Below are 26868 nucleotides of genomic sequence, written 5' to 3' on the forward strand. Positions count from 1 at the left end.
AACATGAGCTTCACCAATTTCACCCTCGACATCGACGCCGATGGCATTGCGCTGGTCACCTGGGACATGCCTGGCCGCTCGATGAATGTCTTCACCGAAGAGGCGATGCTGGAACTGAACGCCATCGTCGACACGGTGGCTGGCAATGCCGCCATCAAGGGCGCGGTGATCACCTCCGGCAAGGACACCTTCTCGGGGGGCGCCGACATCACTTTGCTGCAGAAGATGCTGACGACCTTCGCCACTGACAAAGGCAAGGACGCGGAAAAGGCGACCAAGGCACTGTTCGATAATGCCGGCACCATGACCGGCCTGTTCCGCAAGCTGGAAACTTGCGGCAAGCCGTGGGTGTCGGCGATCAACGGCACCTGCATGGGCGGCGCTTTCGAACTGTCGCTCGCTTGCCACGGCCGTGTCGCCGCCGATAGCGACAAGGTCAGGATGGCGCTTCCCGAAGTGAAGATCGGCATCTTCCCGGGCGCCGGCGGCACCCAGCGCGTGCCGCGGCTGACCGATCAGCAGCAGGCGCTGCAGATGCTGACCTCCGGCCAGACGCTGTCACCGCAAAAGGCCAAGTCGATGGGCCTGATCCATGAGATCGCCGAGCCGGCCAAGCTGATCGACACTGCCAAGGCGATGATCAGGAACGGCCTGAAGCCGGTGGCGCCTTGGGACGAGAAGGGCTTCAAGCTGCCCGGCGGCCCGATCTATTCGCCCGCCGGCGCCAATCTGTGGCCGCCGGCCATCGCCATCCTGCGTCGCGAGACCTATGGCAATTATCCCGCGGCCGCCGCGATCCTGAAATGCGTCTATGAAGGCCTGCTGGTGCCGTTCGACACCGGCCTGCGCATCGAGCAGCGCTATTTCACCGAGATCATGCAGACCAGGGAAGCGGCGGCGATGATCCGCTCGCTGTTCGTCTCGCTGCAGGAGCTGAACAAGGGCGCGCGCCGCCCGGCCGGCGTGCCGGAAACCAAGTTCAAGAAGATCGGTATTCTCGGCGCCGGCTTCATGGGCGCCGGCATCGCTTATGTCACCGCCAAGGCTGGCATTCCGGTGGTGCTGCTCGACCGCGACATGGAGTCGGCCGCCAAGGGCAAGACGCATTCCGACAGCCTGGTCTCGGATCAGGTGAAGAAAGGCCGCGCCAAGCCTGAGGAGAAAGACAAATTGCTGTCGCTGATCACGCCGACGGCCGACTATGCCGACCTTGCCGGCTGCGACCTGGTGGTCGAAGCGGTGTTCGAGGATTCCGCCGTCAAGAAAAACGCCACCGAACAGGCGGAAGCGGTGCTTAAAGCCTCGGCGATCTTCGCGTCCAACACCTCGACCATCCCGATCTCGTCGCTGGCGAAGAATTCGGCGCGGCCGAAGAATTTCATCGGCATCCACTTCTTCTCGCCGGTCGACAAGATGATGCTGGTCGAGATCATTTTGGGCAAGAAGACCGGCGACAAGGCGCTGGCCACGGCCATCGACTTCGTCCGTGCCATCAAGAAAACGCCGATCGTCGTCAACGACACGCGCGGCTTCTACGTCAACCGCTGCGTGCTGCGCTACATGTCGGAAGCCTACAAGATGCTGATCGAAGGCGTGCCTGCGCCGATGATCGAGAATGCTGCGAAGGCCGCCGGCATGCCGGTCGGCCCCCTGGCGCTCACCGACGAGACGGCCATCGACCTGGCCCAGAAGATCATGAAGCAGACCATGCGCGATCTCGGCGACAACGCCGTCGACCAGAAGCAGATGGCGCTGATCAACACCATGGTCGACGACCATGGCCGCTTCGGCCGCAAGAACGGCAAGGGCTTTTACGACTATCCCGCCAAGCCCACCAAGAAGAGGCTTTGGCCGGGCCTGAAAGATCTCTATCCGCAACTCGCGCCCGAGAAGGTCGATTATGAAGAGCTGCAGCAGCGGCTGCTGGTGACCATTGCGCTGGAAGCGGCCCGGGTGATGGAAGAGGGCATCGTTACCGACCCGCGCGAGGCCGATGTCGGCTCGATCCTGGCCTTCGGCTTCGCGCCCTACACCGGCGGCGCGCTGTCCTATATCGACGGCATCGGCGCCAAGGCATTCGTCAAGATCGCCAAGGGCCTGCAGAAGAAGTACGGCACCGAGTTCAAGGCGCCCAAGCTTCTGCTCGACATGGCCGAGAAGGGCGAGACCTTCTACCAGCGCTTCGATCCCTACGCCAAGAGCGAGGCGAAGAAGGCGGCGTGAGCCGGCCTTGGACTGTGGACAAGATGGTGGCCCGGGGTTAGAACGGGGAAGGTATTTTTTCCTGTTTTGAAGGAGAGCAAGAAGTGCTCTCGCATGATCGCGTCTGGGCTGCCATCGATGCTCTTGCCGAGCGCTATTCGCTGTCGGCCTCGGGTCTGGCCAAGCGCGCGGGGCTCGATTCGACCGCCTTCAACAAATCGAAACGGCTGTCGTCGGATGGCCGGCCGCGCTGGCCCTCGACCGAATCGCTCGCCAAGATCATCGAGGCGACGGGCGCTTCGCTCGACGAATTCACCGGGCTGATCGAAGGCCGGGCCGGGTCCGGCCACGCCGCCTCGGTCGCCCGCAGGCGCTCGGTGCCGTTGCTCGGCTTTGCCCAGGCCGGCGCCGGCGGCTTCTTCGACGATGCCGGCTTTCCGGCCGGGCAGGGCTGGGATCTGGTCGAACTGCCGGCGCAATCGACCGAAAGCTCCTATGCGCTGCAGGTGCAAGGGGATTCCATGCTGCCGCTCTACCGCAATGGTGATGTCCTCATCGTCGAGCCGGGAGCCGCTACCCGCAAGGGTGACCGCGTCGTCGTCAAGACAACCGCCGGCGAGGTGATGGCCAAGGTGCTCGACCGCCTGACCGTCAAGTCGGTTGCGCTTGTCTCGCTCAATCCCGATCATCCCGACCGTGACATTCCCATGCGCGATGTCGAATGGGTGGCGCGGATTGTCTGGGCAAGCCAGTAGGGCCGGCCGGTGCGGCTCCCTCATCTTGCCCTGGCGGTTCTGATGGTCCCGGTGATGGCGGCCATCGTCGTCGCTGGTGGACGCACGCTGAAGGGAAGTGAAAGCGCGATCACCGTGGATCAGGTTGATCCGGGCGCCGATACGGTGCCCGAAGAACCGCCGACCTCCGCCATATCAGCTCCGCAGCCTGCAAAGCCGGAGGCGCACTCCAGGGCCATCGATCCCGAGCTTGTCGCGCCGCCGGAATTGCCCACCGGGGAACTTGAACGTGTCGAGCCGCGCGCGCCTCTGAGCAAGCTGGCGCTGGCCGTGCCGCCCAAGCCGAAAATGCCTGACGACTGGAACGGCACAAAACTGTTCCAGCCGGTTGCGCCGGCCGCCGGCCTGATCGACGCGAAGGGCTATTCGGTCGCGGTTTCCGGCGTCGACATCGTCAGGCAGGACGAGACCTGTAGCGATGACGGCAAGTCCTGGCCGTGCGGCGTCCGGGCGCGCACCGCGTTCCGTGCCTTCCTGCGCGGCCGCGCGGTGGTCTGCACCGTGCCACCCGACGGTGGCCGCGATCTGATCTCCGCCGAATGCCGGATCGGCAAGCAGGATGTCGGTCAATGGCTGGTCGAAAACGGTTGGGCGCGTGCCACAAAGGGCGGTCCCTATGTCGAAGCCGGCGACAAGGCGCGCACCGCGAAGAAAGGCATTTTCGGATCGGCGCCGAACCTGTCCGGCATGCCGGCGATGCCGGCCGCACCGAGCCCGGCGCCTCAGGCGCCGAGTTCGATCCTGGAAGAGGTCGACGGCGTTCTCAAGCCAACTGACCAGCCAACGCCCGCTCAATGAGCGCGCGCGTCTCGGCAATGCCGTAGAGCGCGGCGAACGAGCCGAAGCGCGGGCCGCGCTCCTGGCCGATCAGCACCTGGTAGATCATCTGGAAGAAGGCGCCCGATACGCCGGGGCCGCCCTCCGGGCTCTGTTTGGAATGATCCTGATAGCGTTCGATCTTGCGCGCGACGTTGAGCGAAGCGTTCTGGATCGCTTCGCCATTGGCGCCCGCCGGCAGATCGCCAAGCGCCTTGTCGAGCGCTTGCAGCGCCTCGCGCTCGACCTCGTCGGCCGGGCGGAACGTTTTCGTCGGCTTCACGAAATCGTCGAAATAGCGGATCGCATGGCCGACCAGCTGGTCGAGCTCGGGATGCGTCTTCGGTGTCACGTCCTGCGTATGGCGCGAGATGAAGCCCCACAGCACGTCCTTGTTCTGCGCGTTGGAAGCGCTGACCAGGTTGAGCAGCAGCGAGAACGGCACCGGCATGTCGATGGCCGGCGGGTTGCCGTCATGCATATGCCAGACCGGGTTGCCCAGCCGCTCCTTCCAATCCTGCCGGGGATACGCGGCAAGGAAGGTGTAATACTCGTCCACGGCCCTCGGGATGACGTCGAAATAGAGTTTCTTGGCCTGACGGGGCCGCTGGTACATATAGAGCCCGAGGCTCTCGGTCGGCGCATAGGTCAGCCACTCGTCGATGGTCAGTCCGTTGCCCTTCGACTTCGAGATCTTCTGGCCGTTTTCGTCCAGGAACAGTTCATAGACGAAATGCTCCGGCGCGCGCCCACCCAGAATGTTGCAGATGCGGTCATAGACGATCGCATTGGTCTGATGGTCCTTGCCGAACATTTCGAAATCGACGCCGAGCGCTGCCCAGCGCATGCCGAAATCCGGCTTCCATTGCAGCTTCACCCTGCCGCCGGTGATCGAAAGCGTGGTCTCGGTGCCTTCGTCGTCGAAGGTGATGGTGCCGGCCTTGGCGTCGACATGCTTCATGGGAACGTAAAGCACGCGGCCGCTCTTCGGCGAAATCGGCAGGAACGGGCTGTAGGTCGCCTGCCGCTCGGGTCCGAGCGTCGGCAGCATCACCGCCATGATCTTGTCATAGCGTTCGGCGGCGCGCAGCAGCATCGCGTCGAAGCGGCCCGATCTGTAGTATTGCGTCGCGCTGGCGAACTCGTAGTCGAAGCCGAACGTATCCAGAAAGCGGCAAAGCATCGCGTTGTTGTGATCGGCAAAGCTCGCATAGTCGTCGCCGAACGGATTGGGAACCGACGACAGCGGCTTGTGCAGATGCGGCTCGAGCGCGGCGCGATCCGGCACGTTGTCGGGTATCTTGCGCATGCCGTCCATGTCGTCGGAAAAGCACAGCAGCTTGGTCGCAACCTTGTCCTGCGTCAGCACGCGGAAGGCGTGCCGCACCATCGATGTGCGCGCCACCTCGCCGAACGTGCCGATATGCGGCAGGCCGGACGGTCCGTAGCCGGTCTCGAACAGGATGGTTTCGGGAAATTCGGCGCCCTTGTAACGCTCGATGATCTTTTTGGCTTCCTCGAACGGCCACGCCTTGCTCTCGTTCGCCGCCGCCAGCAGCTCGGGATTGAGATCGATGATGTTTGATCCCGCCATGTCACTGTTTTCCAAATCAGTCACTGTTTCCAAGTCATTCGCCGGCCCAATCATTCGAAGGCGGGCCAACGCCAAGGATTTTTCAACCGGTCTCTAGGCGTGCGTGGCCGGAGCGTCAACGCGTGCGGCGCTTTTTCCTTGCGGCCCGGATGCCGCGTTCCTACCTTCGGAGCCCGTTCAAGGAGTAGAGAATGCCGTTGCCGACGCCGCATGAAGCGCTGATCTACCTGATGGTCATCACTTCGGCCTCCGATCGCGACATGACCGATGTCGAGCTGGCACGGATCGGCGACGTCGTCCGCTCCTGGCCAGTGTTCGAGGATTTCAACCACGGCCGGCTGGTTGGCGTTGCCCAGGCCTGTCAGAAGATGCTGCATGAAGCGGACGGGCTGGAAGGCGTTCTTGCGCAAATTGCCGATGTCCTGCCGGAGCGTTTGCGCGACACCGCCTATGCCGCCGCCTTCGAGGTGGCCGCCGTCGATCTCGAAATGCGCATGGAAGAAGTGCGGGTGCTGCAGCTCATCCGCCGTCAGCTCGATCTCGACAAGCTGACGGTCGCCGCCATCGGCCGCGCCGCCAAGGCGCGGCTGCGCACGCTCACCTGATGGCCAAGTGTTGCATCTGGATCAGAAAAAACTGACCGGGACCGGATCAGAAAAAACTGACCGGGACCGGATCAGAAAAAGCTGACCGGGAAATAGCGCAGATAGAATTCGGCGAACGTGCCTTTCATTGAAATCTCCTGCAGCGCGTAGTCGAGCGCGGCGGCCAGCGCCGGATTGTCCGCCCTGGTGGCGATGGCCATGCCCGAACCCAGATATTCAGGCGCCAGATAGGGACCGCCGGCAAAGCGGCAGCAGCCCGCTGCATCCGAGCCCTCCAGCCAGAAGGCCAGTCGCATGCCGTCGCCGAAGGCGGCGTCGAGCTTGCTGGCCTTGAGATCGTTGTAGAGATCTTCCGGCCTGTCGAAGGGGACGACCTGAACGGTGTTGAAATAGTCGCGCAGCATGCGCTCATGCGCCGAGCCTGATATCACCCCGACACGCTTGCCGCGCAATTTGTCGAAGACCGGTTCGGTCAGCGCCTTGCTCTTCGGCATGACGAAGCGGGCCGGAAACTGCAGGTAGGAGCGCGAGAAGGCATAGGTCGCGCGCGATTCCGGCGTTGCGGCGATGCCGGCGATGATCGCCTCGCCTTCGCCCTTCTGCAGCGCTCCCTCCAGCTCCGCCCAGGGCAGGGCCTGGATCTGGCATTTGTCGACAATGCCGAGCTCGGCGCAGATGGCGCGCGCCAGATCGATGTGGAAACCGGACAGTTTTCCAGCACCGTCAAGGAAATTGAAGGGCGGGAAATCTGTCGTCGTCAGGAAGCGCAGCCGGGGCAGCGCCGAAAGGTCCGGCTTCGGCAGCCGCTCCTTGGCATCCCACAGCACCGGAACCTGCGGCTCGGCGGCGCGTGCGCCACCGGCGATCGACAGCGCTCCGATCAGCATCGACGCAAGCGCGAAAGACCTCCATTGGAACGCCAAGATAAAACTCCACCGCAGTCGTGCTCGGATCGGTTTTGGTACGAAAATGACACAGGTACAATGCTTTTTGATTTCAACAGGCAGATTTCGGGATATGCTTTAGGCGGCTTGCAAATAGCAGTGGCCGCCTTGGTGGGGGGACCAAGGTCGAGAACCACAACCGGAAACGAGCGCTTTGCAATCCGTGGTCGGTAGCCAAGTGCCAATCAGGCACGGACTGTCGATCTCAATGGATAAGGCAACATGGGGTTGATGTTGCGATGGGTCAGTTCGATCGCACGTTGGAATTCATAGATCAGCTGCAGCACGCCGGAACGGCGGCGGCAGTCTGCGAAAAGTTGCTTGGGGTCACCTCGGATTTCGGCCTCACCGCGCTGATGGCGGGAACCGTGCCGCGGCCCGGCACGCCGACCGGCCAGCAAAAGCAGCATGTGCTTCTCTGCGATTGGCCTGTTGAATGGCTGGAGCGCTACGTGGCGCGCAACTATGTCGATCATGACCCGGTCGTCAGCCATATGAAACAGCTGCAGGCGCCATTCCAGTGGAGCGAAGCCTCGCAGGGCGCCCGCATCGACAAAAGCAGCGGCGAAGTGATGGGCGATGCCGGTGCGTTCAAGTTGCGCGACGGACTGGCCTTCCCGCTGATCACGCTCGACGGCGAGATCGTCATGGTGTCGCTGGGCGGCGAGGCAGTCGAATTGTCGGCGGCCGAGTTCGGCCTGGTGTCGCTGGTGTCGACCTATGCGGTCGGCCGCGCCATGCAGCTCCACACGATGGCCAGCAAGACCATCGATCATATCGTGCTGACGCCGCGCGAACGCGAATGCCTGCAATGGGCCGCCGTCGGCAAGTCTGAATGGGAGATTTCGCAAATCCTCGGCATCTCCGAACACACGTCGGAGAAACATCTTCTTAACGCCAAAAGCAAACTTGGCGCCGTCAACCGGGTTCAGGCCGTCGCGGAAGCGATAAGGCGCGGCTACATTAGTTAGGTCGGCCGTGCCGGCCTAGCAATTCCAGCCTACGCGATCACGCAATTTTCTCATCGAAGCACGGCCGTATCTTCCTCTGAAACCAGGAGATGACGGAATGCTTTATTCTCTTACAACCCAAGAATTGATGGAACGTCCCGACCTTTGGGAGGCCGTCCATCGCCTGCGCTACAGGATATTCGTCGAGGAGATGGGATGGGATGATCTCAGGCGCCCCGACGGGCTCGAATGCGACCAGTTCGATCATGACGAAGCCGTCCATCAGATCGTCATCAGAGGCGATGAAGTCGCAGGCTACCAGAGGCTTTTGCCGACGACGCGAGGACATCTTCTGACCGAGGTGCTGACCGATCTCTTCGAGGGAACGCCGCCGTCCGGACCGAGCATCTACGAATTGACCCGCTATGCAGTCGCTCCCGGGTACCGCGATGGTCGTCGCGGTGTGTCGACTGTCGGCACCGAACTGATCGCCGGCTTCGTCGAGTGGGGGCTGAAGCGCAACGTCAACCAGATGATCATCGAGTTCGAGCCGATGTGGGTGCTGCGCGCATTGCAGCTGCATTTCCTGGCGACCCCGCTGGGCTATCAGCGCACTTATGGCAACCAGCAGGTCGTCGCAACACTGCTTACCTTCAACGAGCATACGCTTGATGTGGTGCGTTCGCGCCGCAATCATTTTGCCCCTGTGCTTGCCAGGGGATATCCCGATATGCTCGGGCAAAGGCGCGCGTCATGAGATCGGAGACAGTCACGGGCGCACACCCGCAACCTGAGCTACGCAACCACACGCTGATCGTCACCGTATCGTCGAGTGACGGCCGGCCGGTGCTGGACAGAAGAGCTTATGAAAGCCTGGCGAAGACCTTCCACGAAGCCGCCGACAATGAGGAGGTGCGCGTCGTCGTGCTGCGCGGGCTGGCAGGCTGCTTCTGTCTCGGCGGCGATTTTTCCGAATTCCTCGACGCCACCAAGCACCAAAAACTGATCGCCGCCGTCACCGACCTGTTCCGCACGCTGGCGACGTTCCCGAAACCCATCCTTGCCTGCGTCGATGGCGATGCCGTCGGCGTCGGCTGCACCATCCTGTTCCATTGCGACATGGTGATCGCGTCGGATGAAAGCACGTTCCGGGTGCCGTTCGTCGATTTCGGCCTGGTGCCGGATGCGGCGACCAGCATCCTGGCGCCGCAGAAGCTCGGCTATGCCGGTGCGTTCCGCTTCTTCTGTCTCGGTGACACGCTTCGCGCCGAAGACGCCAGGCAGCTTGGCCTGGTCGCCGAGATCGTGCCGGGCGGCAGCGTCGAGGAAGCGGCCCTCGGCCGGGCGAGACAGCTTGTGAAGAAGCCGGTCGCCGCCTTGCTGCAGACGCGCGGTCTGCTCAAGGGCAACACCGCCGAACTGTGCGAGCGCATCGATCAGGAGATTTCGCTCTTCCAGCAGGCGCTGCAGGACGACACCACGCTGCGGCGCCTGCAGCGCATCGCCCGGCTGGCGGCTTAAGAGGTCCCGCCGATAGGCCTCGATGAACAGAGCGCCGCGCGGCCTGCTGGCTGCGCGGCGCAAAAGCGTCAGTCCTGTTTTCCCAGAAACGACGGCCCTTCGCCGATGATCTTCTTGTCTTCCTTGCCGACGATGTCGAGATCGCGGCCGTCATAGGGCAGCGACAACAGGATGCGCCGCATGACCGCCAGCCGTGCGCGCCGCTTGTCATTGGCCCGCACGATGACCCACGGCGCGAATTCCTTGTGGGTGCGCTCGAACATGGTGTCGCGGACTTTGGTGTAGTCGTCCCACTTGGTGATGCCGGCGACGTCGATCGGCGAAAACTTCCAGCTCTTCAGCGGGCTGTAGCGGCGGTCGTGGAAGCGCTCGAGCTGCGTTTCCTGGCCGATGTTCAGCCAGAACTTGAAGAAGTGGATGCCTTCGTTGGCGATCATCCGTTCGAAATGCGGCGTCTCGTCTAGAAACTGCTCATGCTGTTGCGGCGTGCAGAAACCCATCACCGGCTCGACGCCGGCACGATTGTACCAGGAGCGGTCGAAGGTGACGAATTCGCCCGATGTCGGGAAATGGTCGACATAGCGCTGGAAGTACCACTGCCCCTGCTCGGTCGGGGTCGGCTTGGTCAATGCAACGTTGCGCGCGGTACGAGGGTTCAGATATTGGCGCAGCACGAAGATGGTGCCGCCCTTGCCGGCGGCGTCGCGGCCCTCGAACAGCGCCATCACCCGCTTGCCGGTCGACTGCAGCCATGCCTGCGCCTTGACCAGCTCGATCTGTAATTTCTCGAGCGTCTGGTCATACTCGTCGCTCTTCATCTTCTTGTCGTAGGGATAGCCGCCGGCGGTCAGCTTGTTGGCCTCGACCCAGTCCGGCAACGTCGGATTCTCGATGTCGAACTCCCGCTCCTTGCCGTCGATGCTGATCTTCAGCGGACCCGAAGTCGGCGCGGCGGGAGTTTCCTTGGCTTTTTTCATCGAGACGAACCCTTTCCTGCTTCCGGACTCATGCTATTGGGAGCCACGACAGCGTCGCGCGTCCGTTTGGACGCGCAAAGGACGCTGTAGCACTTTGATTTTGCGCATGATCCTTTCCAAAAATCGATTCCCGATTTTTGGGATCATGCGCTGGGCCGGTCCAGCGCGAAGTTACCAGTAGCCCGACCGGCGAAGCGCAAGAATGCGGGGGCGCGTATGGCTGAGCCGGGCGCGGATGAGAAGGCGATGGCGCAAACCCTGGCTGTCCGGCTGTGGGGCAGCCGTTGGCTGCTCGCGGCCGGTGTCGTCGCCATTCTGATCGCCTTTGCCAGTGCTTCCGCCTACGTGCTGGTGCCGGCGCTGCTCTTGCTGCTCGCCGCGGCAATGCTGCCGGTCGCCGGCACGCGCCAATCGGCCCAGGGTGCCGCGGCGATGGAGGCAATCGGTTTGCAGCGGCTCTCCGGCGAATATCTTGCGGCGGCCGTTGCCGATCCGCTGATCATCTTCGACCGGGCCGCCAGCATCGTCCATGCCAATGCCGCCGCCTTCGCCGCTTTCGGCGGGATTGCGCCTGGTCTGTCGTTGTCGCTGAAATTCCGGGCGCCGGAAATGCAGGCTCTGCTGGACGGCGTGCTGTCGGGCAATGTCGCCTCGAATGTCGTCGATTACACGGAAAAGCTCCCGGTCGAACGGGCTTACCGGGTCAGCGCGTCCTCGGTCGGCCACGGCACCGATCTCTATGTGCTGGTGTTCAAGGACCAGAGCGAAGCGCGCAGGATCGACCGCATGCGCGCCGACTTCATCGCCAATGCCAGTCACGAACTGCGCACGCCGCTTGCGTCCATCGCCGGCTTCATCGAAACGCTGCGCGGACCGGCCCGCAACGACCCGGCGGCGCGCGATCAGTTCCTGCAGATCATGCAGAGCCAGACCGGTCGCATGGCGCGTCTGATCGACGATTTGTTGTCGCTGTCGCGGCTCGAGATGAAGCCCTATCTGAAGCCGGGCACCGAGGTCGACCTGCGCGAGACGGTCGACAGCGTCATCGATTCGCTTGGACCGTTGGCCAGGGAAAACAGCGTTGCCATCGAGCGCGATTACGCCGACGGGCCGCTTGATGTGGCCGGCGATCGCGACGAGCTTTTCCAGGTTTTTGAAAACCTCTTGGAAAACGCCTGCAAATACGGGCAGTCGGGCGGCCGTGTCGTGGTGTCGATCGCGCGCAGCGGTGCCGGCTCGGAGCCGGGCATCGACGTGACCATCAGGGATTTTGGACCCGGCATTCCCGAGGAACACATTCCGCGCATCACCGAGCGCTTCTATCGCGTCGATGTCGAAACCAGCCGCACCCAGAAGGGCACCGGCCTTGGTCTGTCGATCGTCAAGCATATCCTGACGCGTCACAACGCCCGGCTCTCGATCAAGTCCGAGGTCGGCAAGGGCGCTGCCTTCTCGGTTCATTTGCCGACGCACGGATAACGCCCTAGTTTTCCACGGGACCGTTTCTTTTTTCTGTCATCCGGCTAGCGTATCAGCGGGGATTCGAGGAAACGACTCAAAGTCAAAACACACGTGGGAAGGCATTCGTCCATGCAGTCCGTGCATATTATGAGCGCCTATGATGAGGAGTTGAAATATCTGTCGAAGCGCATCGCGGCGATGGGTGGCCACGCCGAGCGCATGGTCGAGCAGGCAGTCGCGGCCCTCGTCAATGCCGATCCGGGGCTGGCCCAGAAGGTCATTCGTGATGACGCGGTGCTGGACGAGGGGCAGCGCGAGATCGACGACAAGGCGATCATCATCATCGCCAAGCGTCAGCCGATGGCGACGGACCTGCGCGAGATCGTCGGCGCCATCCGCATTTCCGCCGACCTCGAACGGGTCGGCGACCTTGGCAAGAACGTTGCCAAGCGAGTGGTCGCCGTCATCGACGGACGCCAGCCGACCAGCCTGTTCCGCGGCATCGAGGCCCTGGCCAATTTGGCGCTGACCCAGCTCAAGGAAGTGCTCGACGTCTACGCATCGCGCTCGGTCGACAATATCGGCTTCGTGCGCGACCGCGACGACCAGATCGACGCCATGTACACATCGCTGTTTCGCGAATTGCTGACCTACATGATGGAAGATCCGCGCAACATCACGCCTTGCACCCATCTGCTGTTCTGCGCCAAGAACATCGAGCGCATCGGCGATCACGCCACCAACATTGCCGAGACCATCTACTACATCGTCACCGGTGAGCAGATGCCGGCCGAGCGCCCGAAGGGCGACAAGACCGACAAGATCAGCGTTTCCGCGACGCCGCCGGTTGATTGAACGGCAGTAGGGCAGTAGGGCAGTAGGGCAGTAGGGCAGTAGGTTAAGAAAACGCCTCGCGAGCGCGGTTCAAAACATACTGCCCTACTGCCTTACCCCCTATTCCCTTACCTGCTCCGCCGCCGCTCCGATGCCGGCTGGAAAGCCAGGCGGGCGTGGTACTTGCAGTAGGGACCGGTCTCGGCGGCCTCGTTGCCGCAGAAATGGAAGTCCTCTGAAAGCGGATCGCCGTTCGGCCATTTGCAGGTCCGTTCGGTCAGCTCGACGAGCTGCAGGTGCCGCGAGATCGGCAGCACGACATTCTCGACCGGGCGGATGTAGTGGCGCGCCACCGGTTCGGTGTCGAACTGCGTCTGCAACGCCGTCGCGCCGATCGATGTCGTGACATGGCGCGCAGCGGTTGCGGCGCGCGATACCGATTTCTGAACGGTCGATCCTTGCGCCGCCTTCTTCTGGCGTGCCGGCGTGGCGGTCGAACGACCGCGGCCCGACAGTTTCAGCCGGTGCACCTTGCCGATGACCGCATTGCGGCTGACCCCTCCAAGCTGCGCAGCAATCTGGCTTGCGCTCAGACCCTCCGACCACAGTTTCTTGAGAAGTTCTACCCGCTCGTCAGTCCAGTTCATGAGACCGCGCTCCTGCTAAGCGTGCGGCAATCGGAATCCATTCCCGACCCGGCAACATTTGCCGGGGCAGACACCACATATATCTGGTGATTAGGTCCGCCGCACGAAATCTAGTTATTTCTCGACTACAACTACCTTATGCGCTGACTCGGTGACAAGAGTCCCAAGTGCAACACGAATCGGTTTTTTCGGTTTTCCCCAACTTGCCCGGTCGCTTATGAGCCGGCGTCTCGTCAGGGGGCTTGCCGCGCGCCACTACGCGACGTTTTCGTTGACTTCATGGCCGAAAAACACGATAAGCCGCAAAGGCCGCCGCTTTGGCGGCTTTTTTGATTTTCCGGTACCGGAGACGCATATAATGAGCGGTTCGGCGCTTTACGAGACCTTTGCTCGCGCACCCCTGGCCTTCGATCACGGGGAAGGCACCTGGCTGGTTACCGACAAGGGCGAGCGATATCTCGATTTCGCCGGCGGCATCGCCGTCAATTCGCTGGGCCATAGCCACCCGCATCTGGTCGCGGCACTCACCGAGCAGGCCGCCAAGCTGTGGCATGTCTCCAATCTCTATGAGATTCCGGCGCAGAGCCGGCTCGGCGAGCGGCTGGTGGATGCCACCTTCGCCGACAAGGTGTTCTTCACCAATTCCGGCGCCGAGGCGCTGGAATGCGCGATCAAGACGGCGCGGCGCTACCAATTCGTCAAGGGACACCCCGAACGTTTCCGCATCATCACCTTTGAAGGCGCCTTCCATGGCCGCACGCTGGCGACCATCGCTGCCGGCGGCCAATACAAATATCTCGAAGGCTTCGGACCCAAGGTCGAAGGCTTCGACCAGGTCGGCTTCGACGACATCGACGCTGCCGAAAAGGCGATCACGCCGGAGACGGCGGCGATCCTGATCGAACCGGTACAGGGCGAGGGCGGCATCCGTCCGGTGCCGACGCAATCGCTGAAGCGGCTCCGGCAGTTGTGCGAGCAGCACGGCCTGCTCTTGATCTTCGACGAGGTCCAGTGCGGCATCGGCCGTACCGGCAAGCTCTTCGCGCATGAATGGTCCGGTGTCACGCCTGACATCATGGCGATCGCCAAGGGCATTGGCGGCGGCTTCCCGATGGGCGCCTGCCTTGCCACCGACGAAGCAGCAGTCGGCATGACAGCCGGCGTGCATGGCACCACGTTCGGCGGCAATCCGCTGGCCATGGCGGTCGGCAACGCTGTGCTCGACGTCGTGCTGGAAGACGGTTTCCTGGAAGATGTCCAGCGCAAGGCACTGCTGATGAAGCAGGGACTGGCGGCGGTTGCCGATGAGTTTCCCGAGGTCATCGAGGACATCAGGGGCACCGGGCTGATGCTCGGCCTCAAATGCGCCATGCCCAACACCAAGGTGAACATGGCATTGCGCGACCAGCACCTGCTGGCGGTTCCGGCCGGCGACAACGTCATTCGCCTGCTGCCGCCGCTCACCGTCACCGACGCCGAGATCCACGAAGCGCTCAACCGCATCCGCGCCGGCGCCAAGGGCCTTGTGGAGGCGATCGCCTCCGCCGCAGCGAAGTAAATTCGAAAGATCCTGATGAGCCCTCGTCATTTCACCGATCTTTCCGCCGTTTCCGAAGGCGATCTGCGCTTCATGCTGGACGACGCGGTGGTGCGAAAGGCTCGCCTCAAGGCCGGCGAACGGACCAAGCCGCTCGAAGGCAAGGTGCTGGCGATGATCTTCGACAAGCCGTCGACGCGTACGCGCGTGTCCTTCGACGTCGGCATGCGCCAGCTCGGCGGCGAGACCATCATGCTGACCGGCACGGAGATGCAGCTTGGCCGCTCCGAGACCATCGCCGACACCGCCAAGGTGCTGTCGCGCTATGTCGATGCGATCATGATCCGCACCACCTCGCACGAACGTCTGCTCGAACTGACCGAGAATGCCACCGTTCCGGTGATCAACGGGCTGACCGACGACACCCATCCCTGCCAGCTGATGGCCGACATCATGACCTTCGAGGAGCATCGCGGCCCGGTCGCCGGCAAGACCATTGCCTGGACCGGCGACGGCAACAATGTGCTGCACTCCTTGCTCGAAGCCTCGGCGCGGTTCCGCTTCAACCTCAACGTCGCCGTTCCCGAAGGCAGCGAACCGGCACGGACGCATATCGACTGGTCGCAGGCGCATGGCGGCAAGCTGCACTTCACCCGCTCGCCCGAGGAAGCCGTGGACCAGGCCGATTGCGTCGTCACCGATTGCTGGGTGTCGATGGGCCAGGAGCATCGCGCCCGCGGCCACAACGTGTTCTCGCCCTATCAGGTCAACGCCAAGCTGATGGCGAAGGCCAAGCCGGATGCCCTGTTCATGCACTGCCTGCCGGCGCATCGCGGCGAAGAGGTGACCGACGAGGTCATCGACGGACCGCATTCGGTGGTCTTCGACGAGGCCGAGAATCGGCTCCATGCCCAGAAGGCCGTGCTCGCCTGGTGTCTCGGCGCTTGATCTGAGGGAGTGTGATGCCTATTTGCGCCGCATCACGCAAATCAAGCGCGTTTCGACGCATGCGCCCCGGAGGGCGGCATGGCCGCGCCCCGGAGCTTTGTCATGTTGGAAACCTATCAAGTGACTGAACATCACCCCAAACTCGGCGAATTCGGCTACGCTGGCGACGATCACGTCGTGCCCTTCGAGGTTGGCCCGCTCGATGTGCGCGGCCGCACCGTTCAGCTCGGGCCGATGCTCGACGCCATCCTCACCCGCCACGACTATCCCGAGCCGGTCGCCCGCCTGCTGGCGGAAGCCTGTGTGCTGACGGTGCTGCTTGGCACGTCGCTGAAGTTCGAGGGCAAGTTCATCCTGCAGACCCGCACCGACGGGCCGGTCGACATGCTGGTGGCGGATTTTACCACGCCTTCGGCGCTGCGCGCCTATGCGCGCTTCGACGCGGACCGGCTGGAGGCGCTGGTCGCTGCCGGCGAAACCTCTCAGCAGACGCTGCTCGGCAGTGGCGTGCTGGCGCTGACCATCGACCAGGGCGCTCACACGCAGCGCTATCAGGGCATCGTCCAGCTCGATGGCGAAACGCTGGAAGACGCGGCACGCACCTATTTCCGTCAGTCGGAGCAGATTCCGACCGATCTCAGGCTCTCGGTGGCCAAGCTGTTGACGCCCGGCCCCGGCGGCGCCCGCGAGCAGTGGCGCGCCGGCGGCATCCTGGCGCAGTTCCTGCCGCAGTCGCCCGAGCGCATGCGCGTCCCGGACCTGCCGGGCGGTGACGGCGATCCGCGCGAGGAGATCCACGATCCGGCTGACAATTCCTGGCAGGAGCTGCTGGCATTGCTCGGCACCATCGAGCCGACCGAACTGATCGATCCGACGATCGGCGCCGAGCGGCTGCTCTACAGGCTGTTCCACGAGCATGGCGTGCGCGTCTTCGGCGGCGTTCCCGTCGCTGACCAGTGCTCATGCTCAAGAGACAAGATCCGCGGCATCCTCGAGGGTTTTTCGGCGCAGGAGATCAAGGACAGCACCGAGGATGGCGGCATCCATGTCGCCTGCGAATTCTGCTCGAAACAATACGACTTCGATCCGGCGGAATTTGCGGCAGCTCAGTGAGATAATCCTTCTGCCCTTGCGGGCGGGGCAATCGCATATGGATTCTTGCGAAGAAGGACCCCCACCCTAACCCTCCCCACAAGGGGGAGGGAACGCTACCGCGTGCTTTTACTTCCTCTTTGGCCTCGAAACGCAGGTAATTTGCCGAGGTCATCGCCAACGGAAGTCTCCCTCCCCCTTGTGGGGAGGGTTAGGGGTGGGGGTACTTCATAGAGCGAGGCCTCAGCTTCCCATATGCGATAGCCCTGCCGTTCGCGGGGAGAAGGTACCGGCAGGCGAATGAGGGCAGCGCCAACTTTCGGCGACCGCATGCGGGTTTTAATTCACCGTGCGCCGCGTGCCCGGCAGATCGAGCGAGAAGGCGGGGATGGCGATGTCAAAGGTCTCGCCCCGCTTGTTGCGCATCGTGTAGCGCCCGACCATGATGCCGGACGGTGTCGAGAGCGGACAGCCCGACGTGTATTGATAGCTGTCGCCGGGATTGAGCTCGGGCTGGTCGCCGACGACGCCCGGGCCGCGCACCTCCTCGACTCGGCCGGTGCCGTCGGTTATGTGCCAATAGCGCGACAACAACTGCACGAACTCGTCCGACTGGTTGTCGATGGTGATGTGGTAGCCCCAGACATAGCGGTTCTCGGCCGGATCCGAGCGATCCTCCAGGTAGAACGGCCTGACCTGCACTTCGATGTTGCGCGTGACGGCGCGGTACATAAGCGGCTCCAAAACAATCCGGTAACTTTCGGCGCTCCACGCTGGCTGGTCAACGGTGCGCGTCCTGTCATTGCGGCCTCAAAGGCAGGTGCCGGCAAAGAATGTCATTTAAGTGACACAGGACAATGATGGTGTGCACCGATCAGTGCCGCGCGACTCGGGCGCTCTGTCGAACTGTTGAAATCGGTCGTCATGCGGCCGGTTTTTCTGGAGTGACCGGATCTCGATGGAACTCACTCTCATAGCCGCCACGCTTTCAACTGCTCTCATCCTCTCCAATCTCGCCAGCATCCTGCTCGCCGCTTCGCGCCTGAAGCGCCGCCACACCATCGCGTCGCCGGCCGGCAAGTCGCCGCCGGTGTCGATCGTCGTGCCGTCACGCGGCGTCGAGCCGTTCACGCAGGAGACGCTCGAGCGTGCCTTCTCGCTCGACTGGCCGCGTTACGAACTGATCTTCTGCGTCGCCCATGCCGACGATCCGGTGGTCAGGCTGATCCGCGCCGCCATCGTCCGTTTTCCCATGGTACCGGCTCGGCTGCTGTTCGGCGATGACCGCATCAGCGCCAATCCGAAGCTCAACAATTGCGTCAAGGGCTGGGAAGCCGCGCGGCACAACTGGGTCATCCTGGCCGATTCCAACGTGCTGATGCCGAGAGACTACGTCCAGCACCTGATGGCGGCATGGCGGCCAAACACCGGCCTTGTCTGCTCGACGCCGATCGGCTCGCGGCCGGCCGGCTTCTGGGCCGAAGTCGAATGCGCCTTTCTCAACACGCTGCAGGCGCGCTGGCAATATGCCGGCGAGGCGCTCGGCCTTGGCTTTGCCCAAGGCAAGAGCATGCTCTGGAAGAAGCCGATGCTCGACGCCAGCGGCGGCATCCGTGCGCTTGCCGCCGAGATCGCCGAGGACGCCGCCGCGACCAAGCTGGTCAATAGCCTCGGCCTGCGCGTCAATCTCGTCGCCTCGCCCTTCGAGCAGCCGCTCGGCCGGCGCAAATTTGACGAGATCTGGTCGCGCCAGGCCCGTTGGGCGCGCCTGCGCCGCGTCACCTTCCCGCTGTTTTTCGCACCCGAAATCCTGACTGGCGCGGTGGTGCCGCTTGCGCTTGCGCTGGTTGCGGCGGCAAGCGCCAGCGTCAGCCTCTGGGCAACCGCCATTGCCGTGCTGGCGGCTTTCTACCTTCCGGAGTGCGCACTGGCCTGGTCCAAGGGCTGGTACCTGTCGCCGCGCATGGTCGCGGCGACAATGGTGCGCGACATGATCCTGCCGGCGATGTGGGCGCGGGGCTGGCTCGGCGGCGCCGTCGACTGGCGCGGCAACGCGATGACCATTGGCACCAAGGCGGCCGAGCTGGAAGAGACGCCGTCCGGTGCCTGAAAGCCAAAGGCCTCTTATTTGGCCTTCAGCGCCTGTTCGATGTCTTCCAGAAGATCGTCCGTATCCTCCAGGCCGACAGACAGTCTGAGCGTGCCCGGCCCGATACCGAGTTCGGCACGCGCCTCGTCGCTGAGGTTCTTGTGCGTCGTCGTCGCCGGATGGGTGATCAGGCTCTTGGCATCGCCGAGATTGTTGGAAATCAGCACGATGTCGAGCGCGTTCTGCAGGGCGAAGGCCGCCTGCTTGCCGCCCTTGACGTCCATGCAGATCAGCGTCGAGCCGCCCGACATCTGCTTCTTGACGATATCAGCCTGCGGGTGGTCGGCGCGGCCGGGATAGATGACGCGGGCGATTTCCGGCCGCTCGGCCAGGAAATCCGCGATCTTGCCAGCGCTTTCCGTCTGCTGGCGCACGCGCAGCGGCAACGTCTCCAGGCCCTTCAGCAGCGTCCAGGCATTGAACGGCGACAGGCTGGGGCCGGTGTGGCGGAAATAGTCGTGCAGGTTCTCGTCGATCCACTTCTTGTCCGACAAGACAACGCCGCCGAGACAGCGCCCCTGGCCGTCAATGTGCTTGGTCGCCGAATAGACGACGATATGCGCACCAAGCAGCAAGGGCTTCTGCTGCAGCGGCGTGGCAAAGACATTGTCGACGATCAGCCGCGCGCCGATCGAATTGGCAAGCGAGGCGACCGCGGCGATGTCGACCACCTCCAGCGTCGGATTGGTCGGGCTTTCCAGGAAGAACAGCTTGGTGTTCGGCTTGACCGCCTTTTCCCAATTGGCGATGTCGGTGCCGTCGACCAGCGTCGCCTCGATGCCGTATCTCGGCGCCAGCGTCTCGACCACCCACCGGCAGGAGCCGAACAGCGCGCGTGCCGCCACGATATGGTCGCCGGCCTTGGCGCTGCACAAGAGCGCGGCCGTCACCGCCGCCATGCCGGACGCCGTGGCGCGCGCGTCTTCCGCGCCTTCGAGCGCGCACATGCGCTTTTCGAACATGTCGACGGTGGGGTTGGCGTAGCGCGAATAGATGAAGCCCGGTTCTTCGCCCTTGAAGCGGGCTTCGGCGGCCTGCGCGGTTTCGTAGACATAACCCTGGGTGAGGTAGATCGCCTCGGATGTTTCGCCGAAACCGGAACGCAGGGTTCCGCTATGGACGAGTGCTGTTTGAGGCTTCCAGTTACGCTTCTTGGTGCTCATCGCTTTTGTTCCAGACACAAAAAAACCGGCCGCGAAAGTCGCAACCGGTCCATACGGCCTTGCGGCCCGACGGTCCTTTAGCGACTTGTTTAACGTGGCTGCAAGCCGACCGGCCAAATCACCACGGGATAACGACCCTTTAGACCCGCGCCACGCTTGCGTCAATTGCCGGCTTCATTAAGAGGTTTGTACCAAGCAGGTTCCGCAAAAGTGTTCCACGGTTTTGCGGCAAGACCCTGCGACAAGACAATCGCCTGGCGTAGGAGCGGAGGCCTTGCGGCAGACAGGCATTCTTCCCGATCAGGACATTTCGGCGCTCTTCCAGTCGGGCGCGCTGAAGTCGCCGCGCGCGCTCGATGCCGACCAGATCCAGCCGGCGAGCCTTGATCTCAGGCTCGGCGACAAGGCGTGGCGGGTGCGAGCCTCGTTCCTGCCGGGCCCTAACCACAAGGTCAGCGAAAAACTCGACCGGCTGAAGCTGCATGAGATCAGTCTTGCCGACGGAGCCGTGCTGGAAACCGGCTGCGTCTACATCGTGCCCTTGCTCGAAAGCCTGGCATTGCCGGCGGACATTTCGGCCTCGGCCAATCCGAAGAGCTCGACCGGGCGGCTCGACATCTTCACCCGCGTGATGACCGACCGCGGCCACGAGTTCGACAAGATCGCCGCCGGCTATCACGGCCCGCTCTACCTGGAAGTCAGCCCGCGCACCTTCCCGATCGTCGCGCGCACCGGTTCGCGCCTGTCGCAGATACGCTTCCGCACCGGCAATGCGCTGCTGTCGGAAGCTGAACTGCACGAATTGCATCGCGCTGAGATGCTGGTCGCTACCGAGCCGCCGAACATTTCAGGTGGCGGCATCGCCCTGTCGATCGATCTCAACGGCGATAAAAATGGGCTTGTCGGCTATCGCGGCAAGCATCACACCGGTCTCGTCGATGTCGACAAACGCGCGGCACAGGAGGTCGTCGACTTCTGGGAGCCGATCCACAAGAGCGGTGCCGGCGAACTGGTGCTCGATCCCGACGAGTTCTACATTCTCGTCAGCCAGGAGGCGGTGCATGTGCCGCCGCTCTACGCCGCCGAGATGACGCCCTTCGATCCGCTGGTCGGCGAATTCCGCGTCCATTATGCCGGCTTCTTCGATCCGGGCTTCGGCCACTCGGCGTCCGGCGGCACCGGCAGCCGGGCGGTACTCGAAGTGCGCAGCCATGAAGTGCCATTCATCCTCGACCATGGCCAGATCGTCGGCCGGCTGGTCTACGAACATATGCTGAAGCGGCCGCAGGCGCTCTACGGCACCGACCTCGGTTCCAACTACCAGGCGCAGGGCCTGAAGCTGTCCAAGCATTTCCGCCCCGCGCGCTGAACCCCATTCCCGCCAGGCAATATACTTGCCTGCGCTGGCTCGCCATGCTTGGCTGCCTTGCTGGTCGTCAACTGACAGCGTTCAAGGGGAATCAAGAAAAATGCAGATCTCGAAATGGATCCTATCGGCGGCAGGCGCTGCCATGCTGGCGATCGCGGCCGGCTCTTTCTCGGCGCAGGCGGCGGAGAAACTGAAAATCGGCACCGAGGGCGCCTATCCGCCGTTCAACACCATCACCGCGGACGGCAAGGTCGTCGGCTTCGACATCGACATCGCCAATGCGCTGTGCGCGCAGATGAAGGTCGAGTGCGAAATCGTCACCCAGGACTGGGACGGCATCATTCCCGCGCTGCAGGCCAAGAAATTCGATGCCATCATCGCCTCGATGAGCATCACCGAGGAGCGCAAGAAGCAGGTCTCCTTCACCAACAAATACTACACGACGCCGCTGGCGCTGGTGGCGCCGAAGGATAGCACTCTCACCTCGACCGAACCGGCGGCGCTTGCCGGCAAGACGGTCGGCGCCCAGGCTTCGACCACGCAGGCCGATTATGCGCAGAATGCCTATGGCAAGGCGGGTGCGGAGGCAAAACTCTATCCGACACAGGAAGAAGCGATCACCGACCTGACGAATGGCCGGCTTGACGCTGTGATCTCGGACAAGTTCGTGCTGATGGACTGGTTGAAGAAGGCAAGCGACGGCTGCTGCAAGCTGGTCGGCGACGTCAAGGGCACCGAGACGCAAGCCGGCATCGCCGTGCGCCTGGAAGACACCGCACTGCGCGACAAGCTCAACGCCGCTATCGACGCCATCGTTGCCGACGGCACCTACAAGAAGATCCAGGCCAAGTATTTCGACTTCGATATTTATTGAGGTTCGAGCTGCCGATCTCAGGGGAATGGCATCTGAATTCTTGCGAAGAAGGACCCCCACCCTAACCCTCCCCACAAGGGGGAGGGAATGCTGCCGCGCGCCTCTATCCATCATACTCGGCGTCGAACTTGGGTGGTTTACCGAGATCAGTGTCTACGAGAATCTCCCTCTCCCTTGTGGGGAGGGTTAGGGGTGGGGGTATTCGTAGGGCGAAAACCTCGGCTTCCCAATAAGCGATGGCCCTGCCCACGAGGGGGAGATCACGCTGTCAAAGCGCCTTCACCGCCACCTTCACCGGCTGCTCGATCTCAAGCGGATTGCGCAGCGGCAGGCCGAAATCCTTGGCCCCGATCTCGAACACATCGCCGGCCTCGGTCTTGACGCCGTCGGCGAAGGACAGCGTCGCGGTGCCGAACATGTGCACATGCACGTCGCCCGGCTGGCGGAAGGCTGCATATTTGAAGTGGTGGTGTTCGAGATTGGCAATGGTGTGCGACATGTTCGCTTCGCCCGACAGGAACGGCTTTTCCCACAGCACCTCGTTGTCGCGATAGATGCGCGAGGTGCCCCTGATGTCGGCAGGCAGGTCGCCGATCAGGATCTCCGGTCCGAACGAGGCGTTGCGCAGCTTGGAGTGGGCGAGGAACAGATAATTCACGCGCTCGGTGACGTGGTCGGAAAACTCGTTCGACAAGGTAAAGCCGACGCGGAATGGGGCGCCGTCGTCGCCGATGACATAGATGCCCGCGACCTCGGGCTCTTCGCCGGCATCCTTGGCGAAGGCCGGTGACAGCAATGCGGCACCTGGCGCCACCGCCATCGTGCCGTTGCCCTTGTAGAACCATTCCGGCTGCACGCCGATCTGGCCTTTCGCCGGCTTGCCGCCTTCCAGGCCCATGCGGAACATCTTCATGGAATCGGTCAGCTGTTCCTCGCCGTCGGCGCTGAGCTTCTTGTGCATGGAATCGCGCGTCGCGGCCGAACCGAGATGGGTCAGACCGGTGCCGGTCAGATGCAGGTGCGCCGGATCGGGATGATTGATCGGCGACAGCAGTCGCCCCTTCTTGTAGGCGGCGTCCAGATCGACCGTTTCGCCAAGCCCCTTGCGTTCGATCAGCGCAACGAGGCCGACGCCGGTGCGGGCGGCCTCCATCGCCAGCGAATAGACGCTGCGGGCGCCATTGATGACCCGGGTCTTGCCGCCATTGCGGGCAACGACGCGGATGGTCTCGGCGTCGTCGAGGATCTGGGAGATCAGCATGATGTACCCTCTCTCATTTGCCTTGGCCTGGCTGCTTTGGGCAAACCTTGGCTGGCGCGGCCCGGACCTGGTCCGCGCCACGGGTTGAACTCTTCGTCCGGATTGCGCTCGCGAGCCCGGTCCCGAGGGACTTCTTGACGCCGGCGGGTTGCCGGCGGCGCCGCGATCGTATGCCTCCTGCTTGCCTCGCCTAAAGCCTGTTCAAGCCTTGTTCTTGTTGTAGACGTCGAAGATCACGGCGCCGAGCAGCACCAGGCCCTTGACCACCTGCTGCCAGTCGACATTGACGCCCATGATCGACATGCCGTTGTTCATGACGCCCATGATAAAGCCGCCGACCACCGCGCCGATGACCTGGCCGACGCCGCCCATCGCCGAGGCGCCGCCGATGAATACGGCCGCGATCACGTCGAGCTCGCTGCCCAGACCCGCCGCCGGCACCGCCTGGCCAAGCCGCGCCGCGATGATCAGGCCGCCAAGCGCCGAGAGAACACCCATATTGACGAACACCATCAGGGTCAGCCGCTCGGTGTTGATGCCCGACAGTTGCGCCGCCTTGGGATTGCCGCCCATCGCGTAGATGCGGCGGCCGATGGTCATGCGCTTGGTGACGAAGACGAACAGCGAGATCAGCACGCCCATCACGAGCAGCACCACCGGCAGGCCCCTGTAGCTGGCGAACTCATAGACCAGGAACAGCGCCAGCGCGCTGGCGACCAGCGTCTTGATGACAAACAGGGTGAAGGGCTCGGCCTCATAACCATGCCGTTCGCGTTTGCGTCGCGTCCTCAGCCCGAAATAGGCATAGGCCAGCACGGCGATCAGGCCCAGCACGACCGTCGTCATGTGCAGCGTCAGGCCGCTGCCCATAATGGTCTTTCCGGCCGCGTTCACCGTCGGCGGGATCAGTGTCAGCGGGCCGATGACATCCGGGATGAAGCCGGAACTCAACGCCTTGAAGCCGTCCGGAAGCGGTCCCACCGAGGATCCGCCGCCCAGCAGTGCCTGGCAGATGCCGCGGAAGATCAACATTCCGGCCAGCGTCACGATGAAGCTCGGTATTCGGTGATAGGCGATCCAGTAGCCCTGCGCCGCGCCGATCAGGCCGCCCACGATCAGGCAAATGATTGAAACCACCAGCGGATTGCTGAGCGGTCCGAGCTGCCAGATGACCATCATGTTTGCCGCCAGCGCGCCGATGAAACCGGCGACCGATCCGACGCTGAGGTCGATATAGCCGGACACGATCACCAGCAGCATGCCCAGCGCCATCACGATGATGAAGGAATTCTGCTGCACCAGGTTGCTGAGGTTGACCGGCTTGAATAGCGTTCCGGACGTGGTGAACTGGAAGAACAGCATGATGACGATCAGCGCGATAATCAGGCCGTATTCGCGCAAATTCGTTGTCAGCGCCGAGACAGCGATGCGTGGGCGCTGTTCTTCGACGACGGTGCCCTGCGGGGCGGGTGCGCTTTCGGTGCTCATGCTGCTTTTCCTTCTCCCCGAACGATGGCGCGCATTATTTTTTCCTGGCTAGCGTCCGCCGCGGGCATTTCTCCCACAATGCGCCCTTCGTTCATGACGTAGATGCGGTCGGTGATTCCGAGCAGTTCTGGCATTTCCGACGAGATGACGACGATCGCCTTACCCTCGGCGGCGAGGCGGGCGATGATCGTGTAGATTTCGTACTTGGCGCCGACATCGATGCCGCGCGTCGGCTCGTCGAGGATCAGCACTTCCGGGTCGGCGAACAGCCATTTCGACAGCACCACCTTCTGCTGGTTGCCGCCGGAAAGATTGCCGGTCATCTGATAGACGCTCGAAGCGCGGATATTGGTCTTCTTGCGATAGTCGTTGGCAACGGCGAGCTCGCGCATGTCGTCGATCACGCTGTGGCGCGACACGCCGCCGAGATTGGCCAGCGTGATGTTGTGCTTGATATGGTCGATGAGGTTGAGACCGTAGGTCTTGCGGTCCTCGGTGACGTAGGCGATTCCGTGCTCGACCGCCTTGCTTACCGACGAAACATCGACCTGCTTGCCCTTGAGCAGCACCTCGCCGGTGATGCGACGGCCATAGGATCGGCCGAACAGGCTCATTGCGAATTCGGTGCGGCCGGCGCCCATCAGCCCGGCAATGCCAACGACCTCGCCCTTGCGCACGTTGAGGTCGATACCCTTGATCACCTGCCGCTCGGCATGGATCGGATGATAGACCGACCAGTTCTTCACTTCGAACACGACCTCGCCGATGTTAGGCTCGCGCGGCGGATAGCGGTCGTCAAGCGAGCGGCCGACCATCGAGGTGATGATGCGGTCTTCCGAGATGTCCTTCTTGGCCAGCGTCTCGATAGTGCGCCCGTCGCGGATGACGGTGACCTTGTCGGCGACCCGGTTCACCTCGTTGAGCTTGTGCGAGATCAGGATGGAGGTCATGCCTTGCCGCTTGAATTCGAGCAGAAGGTCGAGCAGCGCCTGGCTGTCCTTCTCGCTGAGCGATGCCGTCGGCTCGTCGAGGATCAGCAGCTTGACTTCCTTGCTCAGCGCCTTGGCGATCTCGACCAGCTGTTGCTTGCCGACGCCGATATTGGTGATCAGCGTCTTGGGGTCCTCCTTGAGGCCAACCTTCTTCAACAGGGCGCTGGTGCGCGCCTCGTTGGCATTCCAGTCGATGACGCCATATCTGGCGTGCTCGTTGCCGAGGAAAATGTTTTCGGCGATCGACAGCATCGGCACCAGCGCAAGTTCCTGGTGGATGATGACGATGCCCTTGTGCTCGCTGTCGTGGATGCCCCTGAACTGGCATTCCTCGCCGTTAAAGATGATCTGGCCGTCATAGGTGCCGGAGGGATAGACGCCCGACAGCACCTTCATCAGCGTCGACTTGCCGGCGCCGTTCTCGCCGACCACGGCATGGATCTCGCCTTCCTCGACGCTGAGATTGACGTTCGACAGCGCCTTCACGCCGGGGAACGTCTTGGTGATGTCGCGCATCTCCAAAATCGTCGAGGCCATGGGGACTACCGCTCCCTGAGAGGTCGGCAAACACTGCCGGCGAGGTCGGTAACAATACCGGGCCCGCTGGTGAACGAAAAGGGGCCCTGCGTTGCGCAGGACCCCTGGCTTTG

Annotated in this window: 24 protein-coding genes and 1 riboswitch; of the genes, 15 read left to right on the forward strand and 9 right to left on the reverse strand. The window is 62.9% G+C overall.

Annotated elements, in window-relative coordinates; translation table 11 throughout:
* Window positions 1-3 precede the first annotated feature (3 nt).
* The 3 genes from BPNPMPFG_RS27190 to BPNPMPFG_RS27200 all read left to right on the forward strand — a co-directional run bounded on the left by BPNPMPFG_RS27190 (window position 4) and on the right by BPNPMPFG_RS27200 (window position 3794).
* Complete coding sequence (locus tag BPNPMPFG_RS27190) at window positions 4-2223, forward strand: 3-hydroxyacyl-CoA dehydrogenase NAD-binding domain-containing protein (protein WP_258591672.1); 2220 nt, start codon at window positions 4-6, stop codon at window positions 2221-2223.
* Window positions 2224-2306: 83 nt separating this feature from the next.
* Window positions 2307-2957: a S24 family peptidase gene (locus BPNPMPFG_RS27195; protein ID WP_258591673.1), complete on the forward strand. Its 651-nt coding sequence runs from the start codon at window positions 2307-2309 to the stop codon at window positions 2955-2957.
* Window positions 2958-2966: 9 nt separating this feature from the next.
* Window positions 2967-3794, forward strand: coding sequence for a thermonuclease family protein (locus BPNPMPFG_RS27200; protein WP_413776808.1), 828 nt, complete (start codon window positions 2967-2969; stop codon window positions 3792-3794).
* Here the strand turns inward: BPNPMPFG_RS27200 and BPNPMPFG_RS27205 are convergent.
* Window positions 3760-5406: a lysine--tRNA ligase gene (locus BPNPMPFG_RS27205; protein ID WP_258591675.1), complete on the reverse strand. Its 1647-nt coding sequence runs from the start codon at window positions 5404-5406 to the stop codon at window positions 3760-3762. The genes BPNPMPFG_RS27200 and BPNPMPFG_RS27205 overlap by 35 nt on opposite strands.
* A gap of 191 nt (window positions 5407-5597) precedes the next feature.
* On the opposite strand from BPNPMPFG_RS27205, the gene BPNPMPFG_RS27210 reads away from it, so the two are divergent.
* The gene (locus tag BPNPMPFG_RS27210; protein WP_258591676.1) at window positions 5598-6011 is read left to right on the forward strand and encodes a tellurite resistance TerB family protein; all 414 of its coding nucleotides are present in this window, start codon (window positions 5598-5600) and stop codon (window positions 6009-6011) included.
* A gap of 71 nt (window positions 6012-6082) precedes the next feature.
* On the opposite strand, the gene BPNPMPFG_RS27215 is transcribed toward BPNPMPFG_RS27210, so the two are convergent.
* On the reverse strand, window positions 6083-6934 hold the full coding sequence (locus BPNPMPFG_RS27215; protein WP_258591677.1) for an ABC transporter substrate-binding protein: 852 nt from the start codon (window positions 6932-6934) through the stop codon (window positions 6083-6085).
* 260 nt (window positions 6935-7194) lie between these two features.
* Between BPNPMPFG_RS27215 and BPNPMPFG_RS27220 the strand changes: the two genes are divergently transcribed.
* The 3 genes from BPNPMPFG_RS27220 (at window position 7195) to BPNPMPFG_RS27230 (ending at window position 9426) form a co-directional block, all read left to right on the forward strand.
* Window positions 7195-7926, forward strand: a complete 732-nt coding sequence (locus tag BPNPMPFG_RS27220; protein WP_258591678.1) for a helix-turn-helix transcriptional regulator — start codon at window positions 7195-7197, stop codon at window positions 7924-7926.
* Window positions 7927-8023: 97 nt separating this feature from the next.
* Window positions 8024-8662 carry an acyl-homoserine-lactone synthase gene (locus BPNPMPFG_RS27225; RefSeq protein WP_258591679.1) on the forward strand — a complete coding sequence of 213 codons (639 nt, stop codon included), beginning with the start codon at window positions 8024-8026 and terminating at the stop codon, window positions 8660-8662.
* Window positions 8659-9426 (forward strand): enoyl-CoA hydratase-related protein, encoded by a 768-nt coding sequence (locus BPNPMPFG_RS27230; RefSeq protein WP_258591680.1) that lies wholly within the window; start codon window positions 8659-8661, stop codon window positions 9424-9426. Before BPNPMPFG_RS27225 ends, BPNPMPFG_RS27230 begins: the two co-directional genes overlap by 4 nt.
* Window positions 9427-9494: 68 nt before the next feature.
* Here BPNPMPFG_RS27230 and ppk2 read toward each other — a convergent pair whose 3' ends face one another.
* Complete coding sequence (gene ppk2 / locus BPNPMPFG_RS27235) at window positions 9495-10403, reverse strand: polyphosphate kinase 2 (RefSeq protein WP_258591681.1); 909 nt, start codon at window positions 10401-10403, stop codon at window positions 9495-9497.
* 216 nt (window positions 10404-10619) lie between these two features.
* On the opposite strand from ppk2, the gene BPNPMPFG_RS27240 reads away from it, so the two are divergent.
* Complete coding sequence (locus BPNPMPFG_RS27240) at window positions 10620-11882, forward strand: ATP-binding protein (protein ID WP_258591682.1); 1263 nt, start codon at window positions 10620-10622, stop codon at window positions 11880-11882.
* 111 nt (window positions 11883-11993) lie between these two features.
* Entirely contained in the window at window positions 11994-12719 is a 726-nt protein-coding gene (phoU, locus tag BPNPMPFG_RS27245) for a phosphate signaling complex protein PhoU (RefSeq protein WP_258591683.1), read from the forward strand.
* 107 nt (window positions 12720-12826) lie between these two features.
* Here the strand turns inward: phoU and BPNPMPFG_RS27250 are convergent, their stop codons facing one another.
* Entirely contained in the window at window positions 12827-13345 is a 519-nt protein-coding gene (locus BPNPMPFG_RS27250; RefSeq protein WP_258591684.1) for a GcrA family cell cycle regulator, read from the reverse strand.
* Between the two features lie 358 nt (window positions 13346-13703).
* On the opposite strand from BPNPMPFG_RS27250, the gene BPNPMPFG_RS27255 reads away from it, so the two are divergent.
* The 3 genes from BPNPMPFG_RS27255 to BPNPMPFG_RS27265 all read left to right on the forward strand — a co-directional run bounded on the left by BPNPMPFG_RS27255 (window position 13704) and on the right by BPNPMPFG_RS27265 (window position 16943).
* Window positions 13704-14903 (forward strand): aspartate aminotransferase family protein, encoded by a 1200-nt coding sequence (locus tag BPNPMPFG_RS27255; protein ID WP_258591685.1) that lies wholly within the window; start codon window positions 13704-13706, stop codon window positions 14901-14903.
* A gap of 15 nt (window positions 14904-14918) precedes the next feature.
* A complete protein-coding gene (gene argF, locus BPNPMPFG_RS27260; RefSeq protein WP_258591686.1) occupies window positions 14919-15830 on the forward strand; it encodes an ornithine carbamoyltransferase in 912 nt (303 codons plus the stop codon).
* 78 nt (window positions 15831-15908) lie between these two features.
* The gene (locus BPNPMPFG_RS27265; protein ID WP_258591687.1) at window positions 15909-16943 is read left to right on the forward strand and encodes an Hsp33 family molecular chaperone; all 1035 of its coding nucleotides are present in this window, start codon (window positions 15909-15911) and stop codon (window positions 16941-16943) included.
* A gap of 318 nt (window positions 16944-17261) precedes the next feature.
* Here the strand turns inward: BPNPMPFG_RS27265 and apaG are convergent, their stop codons facing one another.
* The gene (gene apaG / locus BPNPMPFG_RS27270; RefSeq protein ID WP_258591688.1) at window positions 17262-17654 is read right to left on the reverse strand and encodes a Co2+/Mg2+ efflux facilitator ApaG/CorD; all 393 of its coding nucleotides are present in this window, start codon (window positions 17652-17654) and stop codon (window positions 17262-17264) included.
* A gap of 226 nt (window positions 17655-17880) precedes the next feature.
* Here apaG and BPNPMPFG_RS27275 point away from each other — a divergent pair, with 226 nt between their 5' ends.
* Window positions 17881-19032, forward strand: coding sequence for a ceramide glucosyltransferase (locus BPNPMPFG_RS27275; RefSeq protein ID WP_258591689.1), 1152 nt, complete (start codon window positions 17881-17883; stop codon window positions 19030-19032).
* Window positions 19033-19046: 14 nt separating this feature from the next.
* Here the strand turns inward: BPNPMPFG_RS27275 and BPNPMPFG_RS27280 are convergent, their stop codons facing one another.
* Complete coding sequence (locus BPNPMPFG_RS27280; protein WP_258591690.1) at window positions 19047-20234, reverse strand: O-succinylhomoserine sulfhydrylase; 1188 nt, start codon at window positions 20232-20234, stop codon at window positions 19047-19049.
* A 57-nt stretch (window positions 20235-20291) separates the two neighbouring features.
* A riboswitch (SAM riboswitch) is annotated at window positions 20292-20369 on the reverse strand.
* A gap of 139 nt (window positions 20370-20508) precedes the next feature.
* Between BPNPMPFG_RS27280 and BPNPMPFG_RS27285 the strand changes: the two genes are divergently transcribed.
* Window positions 20509-21603: a 2'-deoxycytidine 5'-triphosphate deaminase gene (locus BPNPMPFG_RS27285; protein WP_258591691.1), complete on the forward strand. Its 1095-nt coding sequence runs from the start codon at window positions 20509-20511 to the stop codon at window positions 21601-21603.
* 100 nt (window positions 21604-21703) lie between these two features.
* The gene (locus BPNPMPFG_RS27290; protein ID WP_258591692.1) at window positions 21704-22477 is read left to right on the forward strand and encodes an ABC transporter substrate-binding protein; all 774 of its coding nucleotides are present in this window, start codon (window positions 21704-21706) and stop codon (window positions 22475-22477) included.
* A gap of 268 nt (window positions 22478-22745) precedes the next feature.
* Here the strand turns inward: BPNPMPFG_RS27290 and araD1 are convergent, their stop codons facing one another.
* From araD1 to mmsA, 3 genes are all read right to left on the reverse strand, one after another.
* Window positions 22746-23738: an AraD1 family protein gene (gene araD1, locus BPNPMPFG_RS27295; RefSeq protein WP_258591693.1), complete on the reverse strand. Its 993-nt coding sequence runs from the start codon at window positions 23736-23738 to the stop codon at window positions 22746-22748.
* A 201-nt stretch (window positions 23739-23939) separates the two neighbouring features.
* Complete coding sequence (mmsB, locus tag BPNPMPFG_RS27300; RefSeq protein ID WP_258591694.1) at window positions 23940-25226, reverse strand: multiple monosaccharide ABC transporter permease; 1287 nt, start codon at window positions 25224-25226, stop codon at window positions 23940-23942.
* On the reverse strand, window positions 25223-26755 hold the full coding sequence (gene mmsA / locus BPNPMPFG_RS27305; protein ID WP_258591695.1) for a multiple monosaccharide ABC transporter ATP-binding protein: 1533 nt from the start codon (window positions 26753-26755) through the stop codon (window positions 25223-25225). Before mmsA ends, mmsB begins: the two co-directional genes overlap by 4 nt.
* Window positions 26756-26868: the final 113 nt, after the last annotated feature.

This window comes from Mesorhizobium sp. AR07 (assembly GCF_024746815.1).
Classification (GTDB): domain Bacteria; phylum Pseudomonadota; class Alphaproteobacteria; order Rhizobiales; family Rhizobiaceae; genus Mesorhizobium.